This is a genomic window from Falsiroseomonas stagni DSM 19981 (assembly GCF_900114315.1).
In the GTDB taxonomy this organism is placed as follows: domain Bacteria; phylum Pseudomonadota; class Alphaproteobacteria; order Acetobacterales; family Acetobacteraceae; genus Falsiroseomonas; species Falsiroseomonas stagni.
In genome coordinates this window covers 36,404-52,999 of record NZ_FOSQ01000012.1, presented here as the reverse complement: position 1 = coordinate 52,999, position 16,596 = coordinate 36,404, and the positions used below count along the sequence as shown (strand labels likewise).

The window sequence follows — 16,596 nt, the reverse complement described above, 5'->3', positions numbered from 1 at the left end:
CGCCGGCCGTCAGCCCTTCGCGTCCGCCACCAGGCGGCGTGCCGGCTCGAACCGCCAGGGGCTCGCGCCATCCTCGTTGGGGTCCAGCGCCAGGCGGTGTTCCAGCGGCGGGAAGGCCCGGCTGCGGCATTCCGCGCGCTCGCACAGCCGGCAGGACAGCCCGATGCCGACGGCGGCGGCGCCGAGGTCGATGCCATCGGCATAGACCACCTCGGAGGCGCGGCCGATGTCGCAGCCCATCGCCACCACATGCACCGGCGGCGGTTCGCCCCAATGCGTGGTCGGGCTGGCGATGGCGCGGGCGAAGGTCAGGAAGGTGGCGCCATCAGGCAGCTGTGCCACCTGCACCCGCGTCGTCGCCGGGGTCGCGAAGGCCTGGTGCACGATCCATTTCGGGCAGGAGCCACCGAAGCGCGCGAAGGGGAAGCCCGCCGCGGAGAAGCGCTTGTCGACATTCCCCGCGGGATCGACGCGCAGGAAGAAGAAGGGCACGCCCCGCGCATCCGGCCGTTGCAGCGTCGAAAGCCGGTGAGCCGCCTGTTCGAAGGAAACGCCGAACCGCGCCGCCAGCGCCTCCACCTCATGCCGCAATTCCCGCGCGGCTTCGAGGAAGGGCAGGTAGGGCATCAGCAGCGCCGCCGCCGCGTAGTTCAGCAGGCCGAGCCGGATCAGCGAGGCCGCTTCCTGGCTGGAAGGCTCCGCCGGCGCCACCACGGATTCGACGACGTCCCTGGCCTCCAGCAGCATCAATTGAAACGCCATCTGGAAGCCGCGGCTTTCCCGCGGCAGCGATTCCGAGAGATCGAGCCGCCGGGATGCGGGATCGTAGCGGCGGAGGCTCGCCCCCAGCGGCCCGACATGCACCGTCAGCCCATGGGTGCGCCGCAGCCGTTCCGCGATGGCGTGGTTCATCTCGGCGGGGGATGCGCGCAATTCGCCGCCGATCTGCTCGGCAATGTTCTCCAACTGATGAAAATGGTTGGCGCGGTCATGGAAGAAGTCGCGCGCCTCCTCCGTCGGCAGCAGCATCCGCCGTCCCGTCGGCAGCGCGATGCCCGATGCATCCTCCCGCGCCACGCGCCAGGCGCGATACAGCGCCAGCATGGCGCGCGCGGCGTTGGGGGCGCTGGCGGCGAGTGTCGCGATCTCGCCCTCCGGCATCTCCTCCAGCCCCAGCAGCGGGTCCGAGAGCACCTCCCGCAGCCCCGCCTCCGTCTGGCGTTCCTTCGACCCGGACAGGGATGGCAGGTCGACCGACAGCGTCTCCCCCAGCTTGATGAGGAGGCTGGCGGTGACGGCGCGCTGGTCGTGCTCGATCAGGTTCAGGTAGCTGGCGGAAATGCCGAGCCGCACGGCCAGCGCCTGCTGGGTCAGCCCCTTTTCCATCCGCAGCCGCCGGATGGTGCGGCCGATCAGCGGACGGGCCATTCTGTGGATCCTTTACAGATTTTCGGCCCTGCACGGTGAAGCCGGCCACGTCCTTGCCGCGGCGGGCCCAGGATTCCCCCTGCAATCCGCCCGCGCAAGGTGAATTATTGACAGGCGCCGCGACGAGAGCGGCGGGTCATACGGAAGGTTCCACCCATGCGTCCCACCCCCTCCCCCGTCCATGCGCCCGATGGCGGCTTCGGCCATGGCGCCCCCCAGCCTGGCCGCTTCGACGGCATCCGGCGCGACTACACCGCCGCCGATGTCGCCCGCCTCGCCGGCAGCTTCCGCGTGCAGCACACGCTGGCCGATCGCGGCGCGCGCCGCCTCTGGCAACTGCTGCAATCCGAGCCCTTCGTGAACACGCTCGGCGCCATGACGGGCATGCAGGCGGTGCAGCAGGTGAAGGCGGGGCTCAAGGCCATCTACCTCTCCGGCTGGCAGGTGGCGGCGGACGCCAACAGCGCGGGGCAGATGTATCCCGACCAGTCCCTCTATCCCGTGGACAGCGTCCCCGCCGTGATCCGCCGCATCAACAACGCGCTGCGCCGCTGCGACCAGATCGCGGTGCAGGAAGGGAAGGGGGACATGACGGAATGGATGGCCCCCATCATCGCCGATGCGGAAGCCGGCTTCGGCGGCGCCCTCAACGCCTATGAACTCATGCGCGCGATGATCGAGGCCGGCGCGGCCGGCGTGCATTTCGAGGATCAGCTGGCCTCCGAGAAGAAATGCGGCCATCTCGGCGGCAAGGTCCTCGTGCCCATCAGCCAGCACATCCGCACCCTCAACGCCGCGCGCCTCGCCGCCGATGTGGAAGGCGTCCCCACCGTCCTGCTCTGCCGCACCGACGCCGAGAGCGCGCAGCTTCTCACCAGCGACATCGATGAGCGCGACCACCCCTTCATCGAGCGGGATCGCACGCCGGAGGGTTTCCACCGCATCAGGAAGGGCGTCGGCAAGGCCTACGCCATCGCCCGCGGCCTGGCCTATGCCCCCTATGCCGACCTGCTGTGGTGGGAGACCTCGGACCCCGATCTGCAGGATGCCCGCGACTTCGCGGAGGCGATCCACCGTGAATTCCCCGGCAAGATGCTGGCCTACAACTGCAGCCCCTCCTTCAACTGGCAGCGCAAGATGGGCGTGGACGCCGCGGCAGCCTTCCAGCGGGAGATCGCGGCGATGGGCTACCGCTTCCAGTTCGTGACGCTCGCCGGCTTCCACAGCCTGAACCTCTCGATGTTCAAGCTGGCGCGCGGCTACGCGGAGCGCGGCATGGGCGCCTACAGCGAACTCCAGCAGGCCGAATTCGCGGCGGAGGCCGAGGGCTTCACCGCCATCCGCCACCAGCGGGAAGTCGGCGTCGGCTATTTCGATGCCGTGGCCACCGCCGCCAGCGGCGGCACCGCCAGCACCACGGCGCTGGCGACCTCGACCGAGGCCGCGCAGTTCCACCACGCCTGATCCAGGGAGAAGACCCATGAACGACGACCTTCACGATGACGGGCTGGTCCATTCGCATGGCTGGGCCCGCGAAGCCCCGCCGCCGGTGGGCGAACTGCTTCGCCAGGATCGCCGTTTCGGCCGCGTCCACGCGCCCGCGGTCGCCGCCGCCATGGCGATGAAGCAGGACAGCGACCATGATGACGGCCTGGTCCATGGCCATGGCTGGGCCTGCGGGGATCGCGGGCGGATGGCGCGGGCCTGATCCATCAGGGCGCGGGGGGATCGCGGCACCGTGATGCCCCCGCGCCGTCATCCTGCGTTGCATCAAGGACGCAAGCCCGTGACGCGGCCATGGTCTCCTCCACCGCCTGAAGGAGGCCCCGCCATGCAACCCCGCTATTCCATCGCCAGCATCGCCCTGCACTGGACCATGGCCGCCGCCATCGGCGCGGCCTGGCTGCTCGGCCAGTTGATGGAGGATGTCGCCCGCGGCCCCGACCGCATCGCCGCCACCGGCACCCATGCGCTGGTCGGGATTGCCGTGCTGGCCCTGGTCCTGCCGCGGCTGCTGGCCCGGTTGCTGGGCGGCGCGCCGCCGGCGGAGGAAGGCTGGCAGGGCCGCGCCGCCAGGGCCGGCCACCTACTGCTCTATGCGCTGATGGCGGCGGTGCCGCTGGCGGGCCTCGCCATCGCCATGTCCGGCCGCGCGCCCTTCCCGGTGCTGGGGCTGTTCGAGGTGCCGCCGCTGCTCGCCCCCCTCGGCCTGCGCAAGCTGCTGGAAGGGGTGCATGAGGTCCTTGCCAACGTCCTGCTCGGCACCATCATCCTGCATGTCGTCGCTACGCTGTGGCACGCCGTCATCCGCCGCGACGACATCGCCGCCCGGATGCTGCCCTGGCTGTCTCGCCGCAGCCCCGCCGGCGCGCCACGCTGACGGAAAACCGGCACCCCGGGGGCTTCAATCAGCGTGGCGGGCAGGGCATCGTTCATACAACCCGTGCATCGAATCGCGGGAGCCTTCGGAGTGCGTCCTGATGCGTCGTAATCACCTGTTCGGCCGCCTGTCCCGGCCGGAACCCCGCCCGGTGGCGGAGGCGCCGCCCCCGCCGCTGCCAGAGGCCGAGAAGCCCGCCCCCAGGGAGGTCCCCCGGGAAGCCCCCAGCGAAGTCCCCAAGGAAGCCCGCGCCGCCTGACGGTTCAGGCGGGCTCGCGCTCCCGCATCGCCATCATGCGCTGGCAGGCCGGCCTGGCCTGGCACGCCGCCAGCCAGGCGGCGACGCGCGGCGCGCCCTGGAACAGGCTGCGCGCCGGCATGGCGTAGCGTACCACCTCCGCCAGGTTGATGTCCGCCACCGTGAAACGCGCGCCGACCGGATGGCCCGTGGCGGCCAGCACGGTGTCCAGTACCGCGAAGGGCGCCCGCAGCGCGGCCACCGCCGCCTCCGCCTTCGCCGCATCCCGCTCCGCCGGCGGTTTCGCCGCCATGTTGTAGAGGATCTCGATGCTGTGCGGCTCGACCTCCGTCGCCGCCCAGAGGGACCACATCCCCATCAGCCCATCCTCCGCCACCGTCGCCGGGCCGAGCGTCCCGCCCGCCTTCTTCGCGAGGTAGAGGTTGATCGCCAGGCTCTCATGCAGGACCAGCCCGTCATCCTCCAGCGACGGGATGTGCCCGTTCGGGTTGATGGCGAGGAACGCCGCGGACCGCGTGTGCAGGGGCGCATCCGCCGCATCCGGATCGGGCAGGCGGTAGGCCTGGATCACCGGGACATGGCGGTATGCCACGCCCATCTCCTCCAGCAGCCACAGGTTCCGCGAGGCGCGTGACCGCGCGCAGCCATAGAGCGTGATCGCCATGCCGTCCTCTCCCTTGCAATAGCGCGATCTTCCGGGCGGCGACGGCGGAGCGCAAGGCGCCCGGCTTCCGGGCCATCCCGCCCCGATGCTAGCCTGCCGCATCGGGATTCTTCAGGGGATGACGCATGGCGGATGCGCTGGGCTGGCGGAAGCGGATCGGCTTCGTGGTGCCGTCGACGAACACGACGGTGCAGCCGGAGGTCGATGACCTGCGCCCCCGCGGGGTCACCTTCCACCTCGCCCGCGTTTCCATCAAGGAACGCCCGCTGACCTCCGAGCAGGCGTTTCTCGAACACGTCCAGGCCATGCGCGATGGCCTCGGCGCGGCGATCGAGCAGGTGATGACCTCCGCCCCCGATCACCTGGTGATGGGCGTGGCGCTGGAGGCCTTCTGGGGCGGCGTCGCGGCGTCCCAGAAGCTGGAGGCCGAGCTGGCGGAGAAGGCCGGTGTCGGCATCACCATGGGCTCCACCGCGACGGCCGCCGCGCTGCGCGCCTTCGGCGCGACGAGGATCGCGATCCTGACCCCCCACCAGCCCCGGGGCGATGAGATGGTGCGCGCCTGGTTCGTCGAATCGGGCTTCGACGTACTGCGCCTCAAGGGCCTGAAATGCCCCTCGCCGCGGGAGATCGCGCATGTCCAGCCCGCGACCATCCGCGAATCCCTGCGCGAACTCGATGGCCCGGATGTGGAGGCGCTGGTCGTCGTCGGCACCAACCTGGCCGGCGCCGCCGTGGCGGCGGAAGGGGAGCGCTGGCTTGGCAAGCCGGTGCTGGCCATCAACACCGTGCTGACCTGGCACGCGCTGCGCGCCATCGGGATCGAGGATCGCGTCTTCGGCCATGGCCGCGTGCTGGAGGAACACTGATCCTCATGGCGGAACCGCAGGTCATCGTCGCCGGCGCCGGCCCCGCGGGGCTGACGGCGGCGCTGTTCCTCGCCCGCGCGGGCGTCCCGGTGCGCGTGCTGGAACGCCACACCGAACCCTTCGAGGACCCCCGCGCCGCCACCATCCATCCGCCGACGATGGAGATGTATGCGGAATCGGGTGTCACCGCCGACCTGCTCGCCCAGGGTATCCGCGCGCCCATCTGGCAGTTTCGCGGACGGGCGGAGGGCGTGGTCGCCGAATTCGACCTCTCCCTGCTGGCCGACGTCACGCCCTTCCCCTTCCGCCTGCAATGCGAACAGCACAAGCTCTGCCGCATCCTGCTGAACCACCTCTCGCGCCACGCCCATGCCGAAGTGGTCTGGGGCGTGGAGGTCACGGGCGTCACCCAGGATCAGGACGGCGTCAGCATCGAAGCCGCCGATGGCACCACCCATCGCGCGGCCTATGTGATCGGCGCCGATGGCGGCCGCAGCGTCGTCCGCAAATCGCAGGGCATCGCCTTCGAGGGCTTCACCTACCGCGAACGCTTCCTCGTCGTCACGACGACGGAGGACATGGCGGCGAAGGGCTATGCCATCTCCTCCTACGTCTCCGACCCCGTCACCTGGTGCGCGATGTTCAAGGTGCCCGGCAAGGCCGCACCGGGCCTCTGGCGCATCGTCTTCCCGACGGATCCCGAGGCCGAGGAAGCGGGCCTGCTGGACTTCGCCGCGGCGCGCGACCGCGTCCGCGCCCTGATCCCGCAGGACGGCGACTTCCCCGTGGTGCACACCAACCTCTACGCCGTGCATCAGCGCGTCGCCGCCACCTTCCGCCAGGGCCGCGTGCTGCTGGCCGGCGATGCGGCGCATGTCAACAACCCGCTCGGCGGCATGGGCATGAATTTCGGCGTGCATGACGCGATCCTGGCCGCGCAGCGCATCGCCGCCGTGCTGGATGGCGGTGCTGATGACCTGCTCGACCGCTATTCCCGCCAGCGCCGACACGTGGCGGAGGCCTTCCTCCAGGCCATGACCATCGCCAACAAGAAGAACCTGGAGGAGAAGGACCCGGTGGCCCGCACGGCGAGGCTCGCGGAGTTGCGCGCGACGGCGGCCGATCCGGCGAAGGCGCGGGCGCATCTGCTCAAGACCAGCATGATCGAAGGGGTGCGCGCGGCCGCGGCGGTGGCGTGACCTGCCGCAGGGGGAGCGCTGCTCCCCCTGCAACCCCCTCGCCAGGGTCCGGCGGGACCCTGGACCGCGTCGCTACTGCAACCGTATCCCCGCCACGCGCACCACCTCGTTCCACCGCGCCACATCGGCGCGCAGCCGCGCGGCGAAAGCCTCCGGCCCCTCGCCCAGCGGGTCGGCGCCGATGCGCTGCATCCGCTCCTGCACCGCCGGGCGTTGCAGCGCCCCCGCGATGATGCCGTGGATGCGCGCCGCCAGCGCGGGCGGCATGCCCTTCGGCCCCATCAGCCCGTTCCAGGTGATGGTCTCATAGCCCGGCACCAGGCTCGCGATCGGCGGCACCCCCGGCAACTGCGCGCTGGCCTCCAGGCTCGATACGCCATGCAGCCGCACCGCCGCGCTCTGCGCATGGGGCACCGCCTCCGACAGATTCGCGAACATCAGCGGCGCATTCCCCGCGATCACATCCGCCAGCGCCGGCGCGCCGCCCCGATACGGCACGTGTTCCGCCTGCACGCCGATGCGTTGCAGCAGCAACTCCATCGACAGATGCTGGAAACTCCCGACGCCGCCCGAGGCATAGGCAAAGCGCCCGCTGCGCGCGCGCATCCAGGCGATCATGGAAGCGAGGTCCGTCGCCTCCACGCTGCGATGGCTCATCAGCACGAAGGGATTGGTGCCGAGGTTCACGATCGGCGTCACATCCGTGACGGGATCGAAGCGCGGCGGCTGCGCCATCGCGACGGGCGCCACCGCCAGCACGGCCACCGCCACCATCATCAGCACATGCCCATCGGGCGGCGACCGCACCAGCGCATCCGCGGCCAGCAGCCCGCCCGCGCCGGTCCGGTTCTCCACGACGAAGGAGGCCCCGGGCAGCGCCTCCTGCAACAGCTCCGCCGATAGCCGCGCCAGGCCGTCCGTGTTGCCGCCGGGCGCGAAGGGCACCAGGATGCGGACCGGCCTTTCCGGCCAGGGCGCCTGCGCGCGGACGGGGCAGGGCAGGGCCAGCGCTGCGGGCGCGGCGAGCAGGGCACGGCGATGCATGGGGGTCTCCGGCGTTCCAGCCGGCATCATGCACGTCCCAGGCCAGTTCGTCTCAGGCTGCGAACGCCTCCGCGAAGACCGCCGGATCGACATTGCCGCCGCTGATGACGATGCCGACCACCTTGCCCCGCGCATCCAGCTTGCCCGCCAGCACCGCCGCCAGCGCCACGGCGCCGCCGGGCTCCACCACGATCTTCAGGTGTTCGAAGGCGAAGCGCATGGCGCGGAACACTTCCGCCCGTGTCACCACCACCGCGCCGGCCAGGCGCGGCTGGTTCACCGCGAAGGTGATCTCCCCCGGCCGCATGGACAGCAGCGCATCGCAGATCGTCTCGCCCTGGCCGTCATTGGTGATGCGCGCGCCGGCTTCCAGGCTGCGCTTCGTATCGTCCCAGCCCTCCGGCTCCACCGCCCAGATGGCCGTGCCGGGCGATGCCCCCTCCGCCGCCAGCGCGCAGCCCGCGATCAGTCCGCCGCCGCCGGTGCAGACCGCCAGCGCATCCAGCGCCAGGCCCGCCGCCTTCGCATCCTCGAACAATTCCAGCGCCAGCGTGCCCTGGCCGGCGATGACGTCCGCGTGGTCGAAGGGCGGCAGCACCGTGCCGCCGCGTTCCCCCGCCAGGCGGCTCGCCAGCGTCTCCCGGTCCGTCGTCTTGCGGTCGAAGAAGGTGATCTCCGCGCCCCAGCGCCTGGTGCTCTCCACCTTGATGGCGGGCGCATCCATCGGCATGGCGATCAGCGCCGGCATGCCGAGCATGGCGGAGGCGCAGGCCACCGCCTGGCCGTGATTGCCGGAGGAATGGGTGACGACACCCGCGCCCCGCGCCGCCTCCGGCAGCCGCATCGCCGCATTGGTGGCGCCGCGCAGCTTGAAGCTGCCGGTGCGCTGCAGGACTTCCGGCTTCACCAGGATGGTGCCGCCCGTCATCTCATCCAGCAGGCGGTGGCGCAGCATCGGCGTGCGCACGATATGCGGCGCGATCCGCAGGGCGGCATCCCGCACATCCTGGGGTGTCGGCAGGGAACCACTCATCACGCATCTCTCCTGAACCGGTCCGGGTCCGCCAGCGCCGCCACCGGCAGCACATCGTCATCCACATCGCCGGCGATGATCCCCGCCACCAGCCGCCCCGCGGCCGGCGCCGTCTGGATGCCATAGCCGCCCTGGCCCACCAGCCACAGGAAGCCCGGCGCCGATCGTTCGAAGCCGATGGCCAGGCTCCGGTCCGGCGTGAAGCTGCGCAGCCCCGCCCAGCGATGCTCCACCCGGTTCACGGGGATGTCGAGCGCCTGCTGCATCCGGTCCACCGCGATGGCGACATCGATCTCATCGGGCTGCACGTCATGCGGGTCCATGTCCGTCTCATCGGCCGGGGAGACCATGAGCTTCCGCCGCGCCTCCGGCCGCGCATACCAGCTGTGGTCGGCATCGCCGAGCAGCGGCCAGTGGCTGCAATCATGCTCGCCGGGATCGATGATCAGCGCCGTGCGCCGCTTGGGTTGCAGCCCGATGCGCGCCACGCCCGCGATTGTCGCGACCTCATCCCCCCAGGCGCCGGCGGCGTTCACCAGCACCTTCGCGCGATGCACCGCGCCGTCGCTGGCCTGGGCGTGCCAGCGGCCGCCCTCGTGCCAGATGCGCCCCGCGCGATGCCGCAGCGCCAGGACGCCACCGCCGGCCCGGGCGGATTTCAGGAAGCCGCTGTGGAGGGAGGCGACCTCGATATCGAAGGCATCGCGCTCGATGCTCGCCATCGCCGCGTAGCCGGGCCTGAGGGCCGGCACCATGGCGGCCACTTCCGCGACGTCGATCTCCTCGATCTCCGCCCCTTCCGCGATCATCTGCCGCAGATGCGCCACCTGGCCGGGCGGCGCCAGGTTCACCACCGGCCGGTTGCTGATGAGCGGGCCGGGGGCGAAGCCTTCCGGCGGCTTTTCGAAGAAGGCGCGGGACGCGCCGGACAGGCGCCGCACATCGGGCGGGCCGTAGTTCAGGATCCACAGCGCGGCGGAGCGTCCGGTGCTGTGGTAGCCCGCACTCTCCTCCGCCTCCAGCAGCGCGACCTTCAGGCCGCGCCAGGCGCAATGCGCGGCGGCGGTGGCGCCGGCCATGCCGGCCCCGATGATGACGACGTCGAAATCCAGCGTTTCCATGCGGCGCATGGTTCGGCGCGCGGCGGGGTCTGGTCAACCGTGGGGAGGGCGCTGCCCTCCCCACACCCCACCCGCCAGGGGGCAGAGCCCCCTGGACCATCGTCCATTGATCCCGCTAGCGGGGGAGCGCAGGCTGCGCACCGACCATGGCCCGCCGACAAGATGCCCACCCCGTCCTGCTGACCGCGCGGCTGCGGCTGCGCCAGTTCCGGGACGCGGACGCCGATGGGCTGCACGCCTGCCTGTCGAGCGGGGAGGCGACGCGCTTCTGGAACACCCCGCCCCATGCGCGGCGCCTCGATACCGAGCGTGCGGTGAGCCGGATGATAGACTGCACGCCGTCCTACTACCGCTTCTGGGCGGTGGCCGACCTCGGGTCGGACCGCTGCATCGGCATGGCGAACTACCATGACGGGCACATCCGGAACCGACGCGCCGCCATCGGCTACATCATCGAGCCGTCGCTTCACCGGCGCGGCCTGGCCACGGAAGCGGTGACCGCGCTGATCGACCATTGCTTCGGGACGCTGGGGCTGCATCGCCTGCAGGCCCTCATCCAGCCCGGCAACGCGGCTTCCCGCGCCCTGGTCGAACGACTGGGTTTCCGGCGAGAGGGGGTGCTGCGGGACAATCTGCGGGTCGGCGATGAATGGCGCGACGAGTTGCTCTATGCGCGCCTCGGCACCGACGCGGCCCCGTAGCCCCCGGCGAGCATCCGCATCACCCCAGCAGCGGCGCGCAGACCATCCGCTCCCCCAGCCGACCGATCACCGCCGGCACGCCATAGACCGCCGCCAGCCTCTCCGCCGTCACCATCGCCTCCGGCGCCCCCGGTCCCTCCAGCGCCCCGCCATGCAGCAGCGCCACGCGGTCCGCGACCAGGAAGGCATGGTCCGGGTGGTGCGTCGTCATCAGCACGGCATGTCCCTCGGTGGCCAGCCGCCGCGCTTCCCGCAGCAGCAGCGCCTGGTTCCCGAAATCGAGGCTCGCCGCCGGTTCATCCATCACCACCACGGCGGCCTCCTGCGCCAAGGCGCGGGCGATCAGCACCTTCTGCCGCTCACCACCCGACAGTTCCGTCACGCGGCGCTCCGCGAAATCCTCCATCCCGAGCCGCGCCAGCGCCGCCCTTGCCGCGTCGAAGTCCCGCGCGCCGGGCTGGGCGAAGAAGGGCAGATGCGCCGCGCGCCCCATGGCGACGACATCCAGCACGCGATACGCGAATCCCCCCGGCGCCGCCTGCGGCACATAGGCCAGCCTGCGCGCCACCGCCGGCCGCGCCATGCCGCGCAGATCCTCGCCCCCCAGCGTCACCCGCCCCGCCAGCGGCGGGATCAGCCCGAGCAGCGTCCGCAGCAGCGTGGTCTTCCCCCCGCCATTCGGCCCCAGCAGCACCGTGACGGTCCCCGCTTCCAGCGCGAAGCCGATGCCGGAAGCCACCACGCGCTTCCCATGCCCGATGGACAGCCCCTCGCAGGCCAGCAGGCTCATGCCGGGCGCCGTCGCGCCAGCAGATACAGGAACAGCGGCGTGCCCAGCGCGGCGGTCAGGATGCCGAGCGGCACCTCCGTCCGCGCCGCGCCGCGCGCCAGCGTATCGACGCCGAGCAGGAAGGCCGCGCCGAGCAGCATGGACAGCGGGATAAGCCGCGCCGTCTCCGGCCCGCCCAGCAGCCGCGCGGCATGCGGTACCACCAGCCCGATCCACCCCACCGCGCCCGCCAGCGCGGTGACGGCGGCGGTCGCGAGCGTCGCCCCCGCGATGGCCGCGGCGCGCAGCCGCGCGGTGGGCACGCCGAGCGCCCGCGCCTCATCCTCCCCCAGCGTCAGCAGGTTGATCCGCCAGCGCAGCAGCACCAGCACCAGCAGCCCGAGCAGGGCAGGGGGCGCCGCCGCCATCAGGTCCCCCGCATTCACGCCGGACAGCGTCCCCAGCAGCCAGAAGGTGATCGCCGGCAGCTGGTTGTAGGGATCGGCGAAGACCTTCAGGAGTGAGATCACCGCCCCCACCAGCGCCCCCAGCGCGACGCCGGCCAGCACCAGCACCAGCAACGGATCGCCACCCTCATCCCTGACGGCCCGCGCCAGCGCCCCCACCCCCGCCACGGCGGCGATCCCCCCCGCGAAGGCCGCCCCCTGCACCCCCGCGATCGGCAGGCCGAGAAAAATGCCCGCGACAGCCCCGAGCGACGCCCCCGCCGAGACGCCGAGCAGATCCGGCGAGGCCAGCGGGTTGCGGAACATCGCCTGGAACGCCGCCCCCGCGCCCGCCAGCGCCGCGCCGACCAGCATGGCGGAGAGCACGCGCGGCCCGCGGATGTTCCAGAACACCGCCGCGGCCGCGGGATTCACCGCATCGCCGCGCCCCGTCACCAGCAGCCAGAACTCCGTGGCCGAGATCGGGAACCGCCCCACGGACAGCGCCCCCAGCACCGCTGCGGCCAGCGCCGCCAGCGCGACGGCCCAGGCCAGGCCGCCCCTCATCCCCGCCCCATCGCCGGCGCCAGCAGCCCCTTCAGCAGCGCCCGGTCGGGGTCCCGGTGGTAGAACAGCCGATGGAACTCGGCGACGCGATCCTCCAGCCCATCCGCCGGGGCCAGGCCGAACAGGATGGGCAGCCACACCAGCCCCAGCAGCCGGTTCACCGCCGGGGGGAAATCCACCCAGCCGAAAGGCGTGTTCGGCACCTGCACCAGCCGTCCCTGCCGCACCGCCCGCAGGCTCCGCCACAGCGGGTCCTGCCGCGCCATGGCGATGAAGGCCGGGTCGAGCGACATCACATAGTCCGGGTCCCAGGCCAGCACCTGCTCGACACCCACCTGCGCCAGGCCCCGCGCGCCGGGCGGGCCCACGGCGACATTCTCCGCGCCCGCGAATTCGATGATCTCGGCGTTGATGGAGCCGCGCAGCGCCGTCTCCTGCCCGCGCGGCCCGCGGGCGTAGAACACGCGCGGCCGGCCGCGCTGCGCCAGCAACGCCGCGGCGTCCCGCGCCTCCGCGATGATCTGGCTGGCGGCGGCGGCGCGGCGCGCGGCATCGGGGCGGCGGTCCAGCATCACGCCCAGCAACTCATAGGTCTCGGGAATCTTCGAGAGCGACCCGTCCAGCAGCAGCGTCGGCAGGCCGGTCTGCGCCTGCACGCGTTCCGCCAGCTGCACGAAGACCGGCGCCACCGATCCATAGTCCAGCACCAAATCGGGCCTGGCGGCCAGCACGGCTTCCAGATTGGCCGTGTTGTCCCGGCCGGTCAGGCGGCCCACTTCCGGCAGCGCCGCCGCGGTGGGGTCCATGAAGGCGGCTTCATGCGGCCGGGGCGGCCGCGCCGGCCATCCCGCCAGCAAATCCGGCGCCAGCGTGTAGAGCAGGATCGCCGCCGGCGGCCCCGCCGGGAAGACGCGCGTGATGCGCCCCGGCACCGTCACGCGCCGCCCCGTCGCATCCGCCACCTCCCGCGCCGCCACGGATGGCGCGGCCAGCAGCAAGGGCGCGGCGAGCAGGGGGCGGCGGCGGATCATCAGGGAAGTGGCTCCCGCGGCTGGGTCGGCGCCTCGAACCCCAGCCGCGCCAGCACCGCCTGCCCGGCGGGGGACAGGATGAACAGGCCGAGCCGGTAGGCCGCCGGCCCATCCCCTAGCACGACCAGCCCGTAATCCGCAGCGACGGAAAGCGCCTCCGGCAGCGCGACGATCCGCCCGCCCGGCACCTGGCGCACCGCGGTGGCGGCGTTGGTGCAGTAGGTCAGGAAGATGTCGGCGCGGCCTTCCGCCACATGCCAGGCATAGCCATCGATCCCGGCCGGCGGCGCGGCGCTGGCCGCACCCCCGGTCAGGGTCAGCGCCTTCGCCTCCAGCGCCGCCCGCGCGCCGGGCCGCAGCGCCTCCGCCCGCGCGAAGGCGGCGAAGGCGTAGTCCCCGGCGGGATCGGCTCGCGGAGTCGAGGTGCCGAGCTTCACGCCGGGATCGAGCATCCGGTCCAGCAGCGTGTCGCTCTCCACCGCCACGCCGCGCCCGACCAGCGCGCAAAGCCGGTTGCGCGCGAACAGGACCACGTCCCGCCCACGGGCCCGCGCCAGCGCCAGCGGATGTGTCATGTTGGCGGCGGCGAAGACATCCGTCGCCTCGCCCCCCGCGATCCTCTCCCGCAGCAGCCCGGCCGGCCCGAAGCTGGTACGCACCGTGCCACCGCCTGCGGCCTGGAAGGCCGAGGCCACCTCCGTCATCGCCGCGCGCAGCGACCCCGCCGCGTGCAGCCGCACCTCCTGCGCCTCAGCCGTACCACCCATCAGGAGGAGCGCCGCCAACAGCCAGCGCATGTCACGCCCCCGGCCGGTTGGCGTTGGGGAAGAACAGCTGCTCCCCGTTGATCTTGTAGCCCGCGATCGCTTCCTGCCCGGCCGGCGAGACCAGCCAGTCGATGAAGCGCTGCCCGGCTTCCGCCTTCACATGCGCATGGCGCTGCGGGTTCACCAGCATGACGCCATACTGGTTGAACAGCCGCTCATCGCCCTCCGTCACGATCCGCAATTCCTGGCGGTTCCGGAAGGCCAGCCAGGTGCCGCGATCGGCGAGGATATAGGCATTCTGCGCGGCCGCCGTGTTCAGCGCCGGCCCCATGCCCTGGCCCACTTCCCGGTACCAGGCGCCGCGGCCGGTCGCGACATCGATCCCCGCCTGCTGCCACAGGCGAAGTTCCGCCGCATGGGTGCCGCTGCGGTCGCCCCGGCTGATGAAGGGCGCCCGCGCCGCCGCGATGCGCCTCAGCGCCTCCACACTGTCGCGCAGCCCATTGACGCGCGCGGGGTCGCCGGCGGGGCCCACGATGACGAAGTCGTTGAACATCACCGCGCGGCGCGGCCCGCCGAAGCCTTCCGCCACGAAGCGTTCCTCGGCGTCCTTGTCATGGACGAAGACCACGTCGGCATCGCCCCGCCGCCCTACATCCAGCGCCTGCCCGGTGCCGAGCGCCACCACCCGCACCGCGATGTCCGTGGATTGCGTGAAGATCGGCAGGATGTGGCCGAACAGCCCGGACTGTTCGGTCGATGTCGTGGACGACACCGTGATGGATTGGGTTTGCGCGGCCAGCGGCAGCGCGGTGGCCATGGCCAGGCCGAGGCCCAGGAACAACCGTCGAAACATGCGTCGTCTCCCTTGCGTCACCACAACAGGTCGCCGCGCAGGAAGGCCGCGGCCTCCCCGGTCGGCGGCCGTTCGAAGAAATCCGGCGCGGGGCTGATGGCGTTTACCCGCCCCGCGATCACCAGCACCACCTCCTCCGCCAGCCGCCTGGCCTGGCCGAGGTCATGGCTCGTCATCACCACCTTCGTGCCCTGCGCCGCGATGGCGGCGATGATCGCCTCCACCTGCCGCGTCGCCGCGGGGTCGAGGCTCGCGGTCGGCTCGTCCAGGAACAGCACCTCCGGCCCCATCGCCCAGGCCCGCGCCAGCGCCAGCCTTTGCTGTTCCCCGCCGGAGAGTTTCCGCGCCGGCCGCCCCGCCAGCGCCGCCAGGCCCACCCGTTCCAGCGCCGCCATCGCCCGCGCGGGATCGATCCCCGCGAGCTTCAGCGGATATTCCGCATTGGCCAGCACCGACCGCCGCAGCATCACCGGCCGCTGGAACACCATCGCCTGCCGCCGCGCCGCATCCCCCGCCGCCCAGCGGACCACCCCCGCGCCCGGCGCCAGCAGCCCGTGCAGCAGCCGCAGCAGCACGGATTTCCCGGCGCCATTCGGCCCCACCACCAGGGTCGGCCCGCCCGCCCGCAATTCCAGGTCGATGCCGCGGATGATCTCCACGCCGCCGGCCGAAAAGCGTAGCCCTTCCGCCACCATCGGCAGGATCATGCGCCGCGCCTTGCCGCCAGGTCGCGCAGCCCCTGCGCCAGCGCGTTCACCCCCAGCACGATCGCCATCAGCACCACGCCGAGCGCCAGCGCCAGCGGCAGGTCGCCCTTCGAGGTCTCGAGCGCGATGGCGGTGGTCATCACCCGCGTGAAACCCTCGATGTTGCCGCCCACCACCATCACCGCGCCGACCTCGGCACTCGCCCGCCCGAAGCCCGCCAGCAGCACCGTCGTCAGCAGGAACCGCCCATCCCACAGCAGCGTCGGCACGGCGCGCCAACTGCCCGCGCCGAAGCTGCGCAGTTGTTCCGCGTATTCATCCCACATGGCTTCCAGCACCTGCCGGCTCAGCGCCGCCAGGATCGGCGCGATCAGCACGGCCTGGGCGATCACCATGGCGGTCGGCGTGAACAGCAGGCCGAGCGACCCGAACGGCCCGCTGCGCGACAGGGCGATGTAGATCACCAGCCCCGCCACCACCGGCGGCAGCCCCATCAGCGCGTTCAGCGCCACCACCAGCGCCTGCCGCCCGGGAAACCGCGCCACCGCCAGCAGCGCCCCCAGCGGCAGCCCCACCAGCGCCGCGATGCCCACCGCGGTCAGGGACACGCGCAGCGACAGCCCGACGATCCGCGCCAGCCCGTCATCGCCCGACAGGATCAGCCCGAAGGCGAGCGCGAAGGCGGAGCCGATATCCTGCATGACGGGGAGTTAAGGCCGGCATCTGGCGGCGTCCATCGCGGGACGCTACGATAC

General features: G+C 72.1%; 19 protein-coding genes. 7 read left to right on the top strand and 12 right to left on the bottom strand.

Annotated features, from left to right (window positions below; translation table 11 throughout):
• Positions 1-9: 9 nt before the first annotated feature.
• A complete protein-coding gene (locus BM041_RS23250; RefSeq protein ID WP_092962307.1) occupies positions 10-1,428 on the bottom strand; it encodes a helix-turn-helix domain-containing protein in 1,419 nt (472 codons plus the stop codon).
• A 156-nt stretch (positions 1,429-1,584) separates the two neighbouring features.
• On the opposite strand from BM041_RS23250, the gene aceA reads away from it, so the two are divergent.
• From aceA to BM041_RS30765, 4 genes are all read left to right on the top strand, one after another.
• Entirely contained in the window at positions 1,585-2,892 is a 1,308-nt protein-coding gene (aceA, locus tag BM041_RS23245) for an isocitrate lyase (RefSeq protein ID WP_092962306.1), read from the top strand.
• 16 nt (positions 2,893-2,908) lie between these two features.
• On the top strand, positions 2,909-3,136 hold the full coding sequence (locus BM041_RS23240) for a hypothetical protein (protein ID WP_092962305.1): 228 nt from the start codon (positions 2,909-2,911) through the stop codon (positions 3,134-3,136).
• A 123-nt stretch (positions 3,137-3,259) separates the two neighbouring features.
• A complete protein-coding gene (locus BM041_RS23235) occupies positions 3,260-3,808 on the top strand; it encodes a cytochrome b (RefSeq protein ID WP_175534115.1) in 549 nt (182 codons plus the stop codon).
• Positions 3,809-3,908: 100 nt separating this feature from the next.
• Positions 3,909-4,067 carry a hypothetical protein gene (locus BM041_RS30765; protein ID WP_175534114.1) on the top strand — a complete coding sequence of 53 codons (159 nt, stop codon included), beginning with the start codon at positions 3,909-3,911 and terminating at the stop codon, positions 4,065-4,067.
• Positions 4,068-4,071: 4 nt separating this feature from the next.
• On the opposite strand, the gene BM041_RS31940 is transcribed toward BM041_RS30765, so the two are convergent.
• Positions 4,072-4,731: a glutathione S-transferase family protein gene (locus BM041_RS31940; protein WP_092962303.1), complete on the bottom strand. Its 660-nt coding sequence runs from the start codon at positions 4,729-4,731 to the stop codon at positions 4,072-4,074.
• A gap of 125 nt (positions 4,732-4,856) precedes the next feature.
• Here BM041_RS31940 and BM041_RS23225 point away from each other — a divergent pair, with 125 nt between their 5' ends.
• Positions 4,857-5,600, top strand: coding sequence for a maleate cis-trans isomerase family protein (locus tag BM041_RS23225; RefSeq protein WP_092962302.1), 744 nt, complete (start codon positions 4,857-4,859; stop codon positions 5,598-5,600).
• Between the two features lie 5 nt (positions 5,601-5,605).
• Entirely contained in the window at positions 5,606-6,799 is a 1,194-nt protein-coding gene (locus tag BM041_RS23220) for an FAD-dependent oxidoreductase (RefSeq protein ID WP_092962301.1), read from the top strand.
• 72 nt (positions 6,800-6,871) lie between these two features.
• Here BM041_RS23220 and BM041_RS23215 read toward each other — a convergent pair whose 3' ends face one another.
• The 3 genes from BM041_RS23215 to BM041_RS23205 are packed head-to-tail and all read right to left on the bottom strand — an operon-like array spanning position 6,872 to position 9,997.
• A complete protein-coding gene (locus BM041_RS23215; RefSeq protein ID WP_175534113.1) occupies positions 6,872-7,843 on the bottom strand; it encodes a Bug family tripartite tricarboxylate transporter substrate binding protein in 972 nt (323 codons plus the stop codon).
• 52 nt (positions 7,844-7,895) lie between these two features.
• Complete coding sequence (locus tag BM041_RS23210) at positions 7,896-8,876, bottom strand: threonine ammonia-lyase (RefSeq protein WP_092962299.1); 981 nt, start codon at positions 8,874-8,876, stop codon at positions 7,896-7,898.
• Positions 8,876-9,997: an NAD(P)/FAD-dependent oxidoreductase gene (locus tag BM041_RS23205; protein ID WP_245762236.1), complete on the bottom strand. Its 1,122-nt coding sequence runs from the start codon at positions 9,995-9,997 to the stop codon at positions 8,876-8,878. The genes BM041_RS23210 and BM041_RS23205 overlap by 1 nt, the downstream gene beginning before the upstream one ends.
• 146 nt (positions 9,998-10,143) lie before the next feature.
• Between BM041_RS23205 and BM041_RS23200 the strand changes: the two genes are divergently transcribed.
• A complete protein-coding gene (locus tag BM041_RS23200) occupies positions 10,144-10,698 on the top strand; it encodes a GNAT family N-acetyltransferase (RefSeq protein ID WP_092962297.1) in 555 nt (184 codons plus the stop codon).
• 19 nt (positions 10,699-10,717) lie between these two features.
• Here BM041_RS23200 and BM041_RS23195 read toward each other — a convergent pair whose 3' ends face one another.
• Genes BM041_RS23195 through BM041_RS23165 form a run of 7 tightly spaced genes read right to left on the bottom strand, consistent with a single transcriptional unit; the run spans position 10,718 to position 16,542 of the window.
• Positions 10,718-11,488, bottom strand: a complete 771-nt coding sequence (locus BM041_RS23195) for an ABC transporter ATP-binding protein (RefSeq protein ID WP_092962296.1) — start codon at positions 11,486-11,488, stop codon at positions 10,718-10,720.
• Positions 11,485-12,480: a FecCD family ABC transporter permease gene (locus BM041_RS23190; protein WP_092962295.1), complete on the bottom strand. Its 996-nt coding sequence runs from the start codon at positions 12,478-12,480 to the stop codon at positions 11,485-11,487. Before BM041_RS23190 ends, BM041_RS23195 begins: the two co-directional genes overlap by 4 nt.
• Positions 12,477-13,511, bottom strand: coding sequence for an ABC transporter substrate-binding protein (locus BM041_RS23185; protein WP_092962294.1), 1,035 nt, complete (start codon positions 13,509-13,511; stop codon positions 12,477-12,479). The genes BM041_RS23190 and BM041_RS23185 overlap by 4 nt, the downstream gene beginning before the upstream one ends.
• Positions 13,511-14,308 carry a molybdate ABC transporter substrate-binding protein gene (locus tag BM041_RS23180; RefSeq protein WP_092962293.1) on the bottom strand — a complete coding sequence of 266 codons (798 nt, stop codon included), beginning with the start codon at positions 14,306-14,308 and terminating at the stop codon, positions 13,511-13,513. The genes BM041_RS23185 and BM041_RS23180 overlap by 1 nt, the downstream gene beginning before the upstream one ends.
• A gap of 1 nt (position 14,309) precedes the next feature.
• Positions 14,310-15,134: a substrate-binding domain-containing protein gene (locus BM041_RS23175; protein ID WP_092962292.1), complete on the bottom strand. Its 825-nt coding sequence runs from the start codon at positions 15,132-15,134 to the stop codon at positions 14,310-14,312.
• A gap of 17 nt (positions 15,135-15,151) precedes the next feature.
• Complete coding sequence (locus BM041_RS23170) at positions 15,152-15,841, bottom strand: ATP-binding cassette domain-containing protein (RefSeq protein WP_092962291.1); 690 nt, start codon at positions 15,839-15,841, stop codon at positions 15,152-15,154.
• The gene (locus BM041_RS23165; protein WP_092962290.1) at positions 15,838-16,542 is read right to left on the bottom strand and encodes an ABC transporter permease; all 705 of its coding nucleotides are present in this window, start codon (positions 16,540-16,542) and stop codon (positions 15,838-15,840) included. The genes BM041_RS23170 and BM041_RS23165 overlap by 4 nt, the downstream gene beginning before the upstream one ends.
• Positions 16,543-16,596 lie beyond the last annotated feature (54 nt).

What these genes read in the sequence shown, in the direction of transcription:
- BM041_RS23250 (WP_092962307.1), bottom strand. Translation starts at nt 1,428, where the DNA reads ATGGCCCGTCCGCTGATCGGCCGCACCATCCGGCGGCTGCGGATGGAA.
- aceA (WP_092962306.1), top strand. Translation starts at nt 1,585, where the DNA reads ATGCGTCCCACCCCCTCCCCCGTCCATGCGCCCGATGGCGGCTTCGGC.
- BM041_RS23240 (WP_092962305.1), top strand. Translation starts at nt 2,909, where the DNA reads ATGAACGACGACCTTCACGATGACGGGCTGGTCCATTCGCATGGCTGG.
- BM041_RS23235 (WP_175534115.1), top strand. Translation starts at nt 3,260, where the DNA reads ATGCAACCCCGCTATTCCATCGCCAGCATCGCCCTGCACTGGACCATG.
- BM041_RS30765 (WP_175534114.1), top strand. Translation starts at nt 3,909, where the DNA reads ATGCGTCGTAATCACCTGTTCGGCCGCCTGTCCCGGCCGGAACCCCGC.
- BM041_RS31940 (WP_092962303.1), bottom strand. Translation starts at nt 4,731, where the DNA reads ATGGCGATCACGCTCTATGGCTGCGCGCGGTCACGCGCCTCGCGGAAC.
- BM041_RS23225 (WP_092962302.1), top strand. Translation starts at nt 4,857, where the DNA reads ATGGCGGATGCGCTGGGCTGGCGGAAGCGGATCGGCTTCGTGGTGCCG.
- BM041_RS23220 (WP_092962301.1), top strand. Translation starts at nt 5,606, where the DNA reads ATGGCGGAACCGCAGGTCATCGTCGCCGGCGCCGGCCCCGCGGGGCTG.
- BM041_RS23215 (WP_175534113.1), bottom strand. Translation starts at nt 7,843, where the DNA reads ATGCATCGCCGTGCCCTGCTCGCCGCGCCCGCAGCGCTGGCCCTGCCC.
- BM041_RS23210 (WP_092962299.1), bottom strand. Translation starts at nt 8,876, where the DNA reads ATGAGTGGTTCCCTGCCGACACCCCAGGATGTGCGGGATGCCGCCCTG.
- BM041_RS23205 (WP_245762236.1), bottom strand. Translation starts at nt 9,997, where the DNA reads ATGGAAACGCTGGATTTCGACGTCGTCATCATCGGGGCCGGCATGGCC.
- BM041_RS23200 (WP_092962297.1), top strand. Translation starts at nt 10,144, where the DNA reads ATGGCCCGCCGACAAGATGCCCACCCCGTCCTGCTGACCGCGCGGCTG.
- BM041_RS23195 (WP_092962296.1), bottom strand. Translation starts at nt 11,488, where the DNA reads ATGAGCCTGCTGGCCTGCGAGGGGCTGTCCATCGGGCATGGGAAGCGC.
- BM041_RS23190 (WP_092962295.1), bottom strand. Translation starts at nt 12,480, where the DNA reads ATGAGGGGCGGCCTGGCCTGGGCCGTCGCGCTGGCGGCGCTGGCCGCA.
- BM041_RS23185 (WP_092962294.1), bottom strand. Translation starts at nt 13,511, where the DNA reads ATGATCCGCCGCCGCCCCCTGCTCGCCGCGCCCTTGCTGCTGGCCGCG.
- BM041_RS23180 (WP_092962293.1), bottom strand. Translation starts at nt 14,308, where the DNA reads ATGCGCTGGCTGTTGGCGGCGCTCCTCCTGATGGGTGGTACGGCTGAG.
- BM041_RS23175 (WP_092962292.1), bottom strand. Translation starts at nt 15,134, where the DNA reads ATGTTTCGACGGTTGTTCCTGGGCCTCGGCCTGGCCATGGCCACCGCG.
- BM041_RS23170 (WP_092962291.1), bottom strand. Translation starts at nt 15,841, where the DNA reads ATGATCCTGCCGATGGTGGCGGAAGGGCTACGCTTTTCGGCCGGCGGC.
- BM041_RS23165 (WP_092962290.1), bottom strand. Translation starts at nt 16,542, where the DNA reads ATGCAGGATATCGGCTCCGCCTTCGCGCTCGCCTTCGGGCTGATCCTG.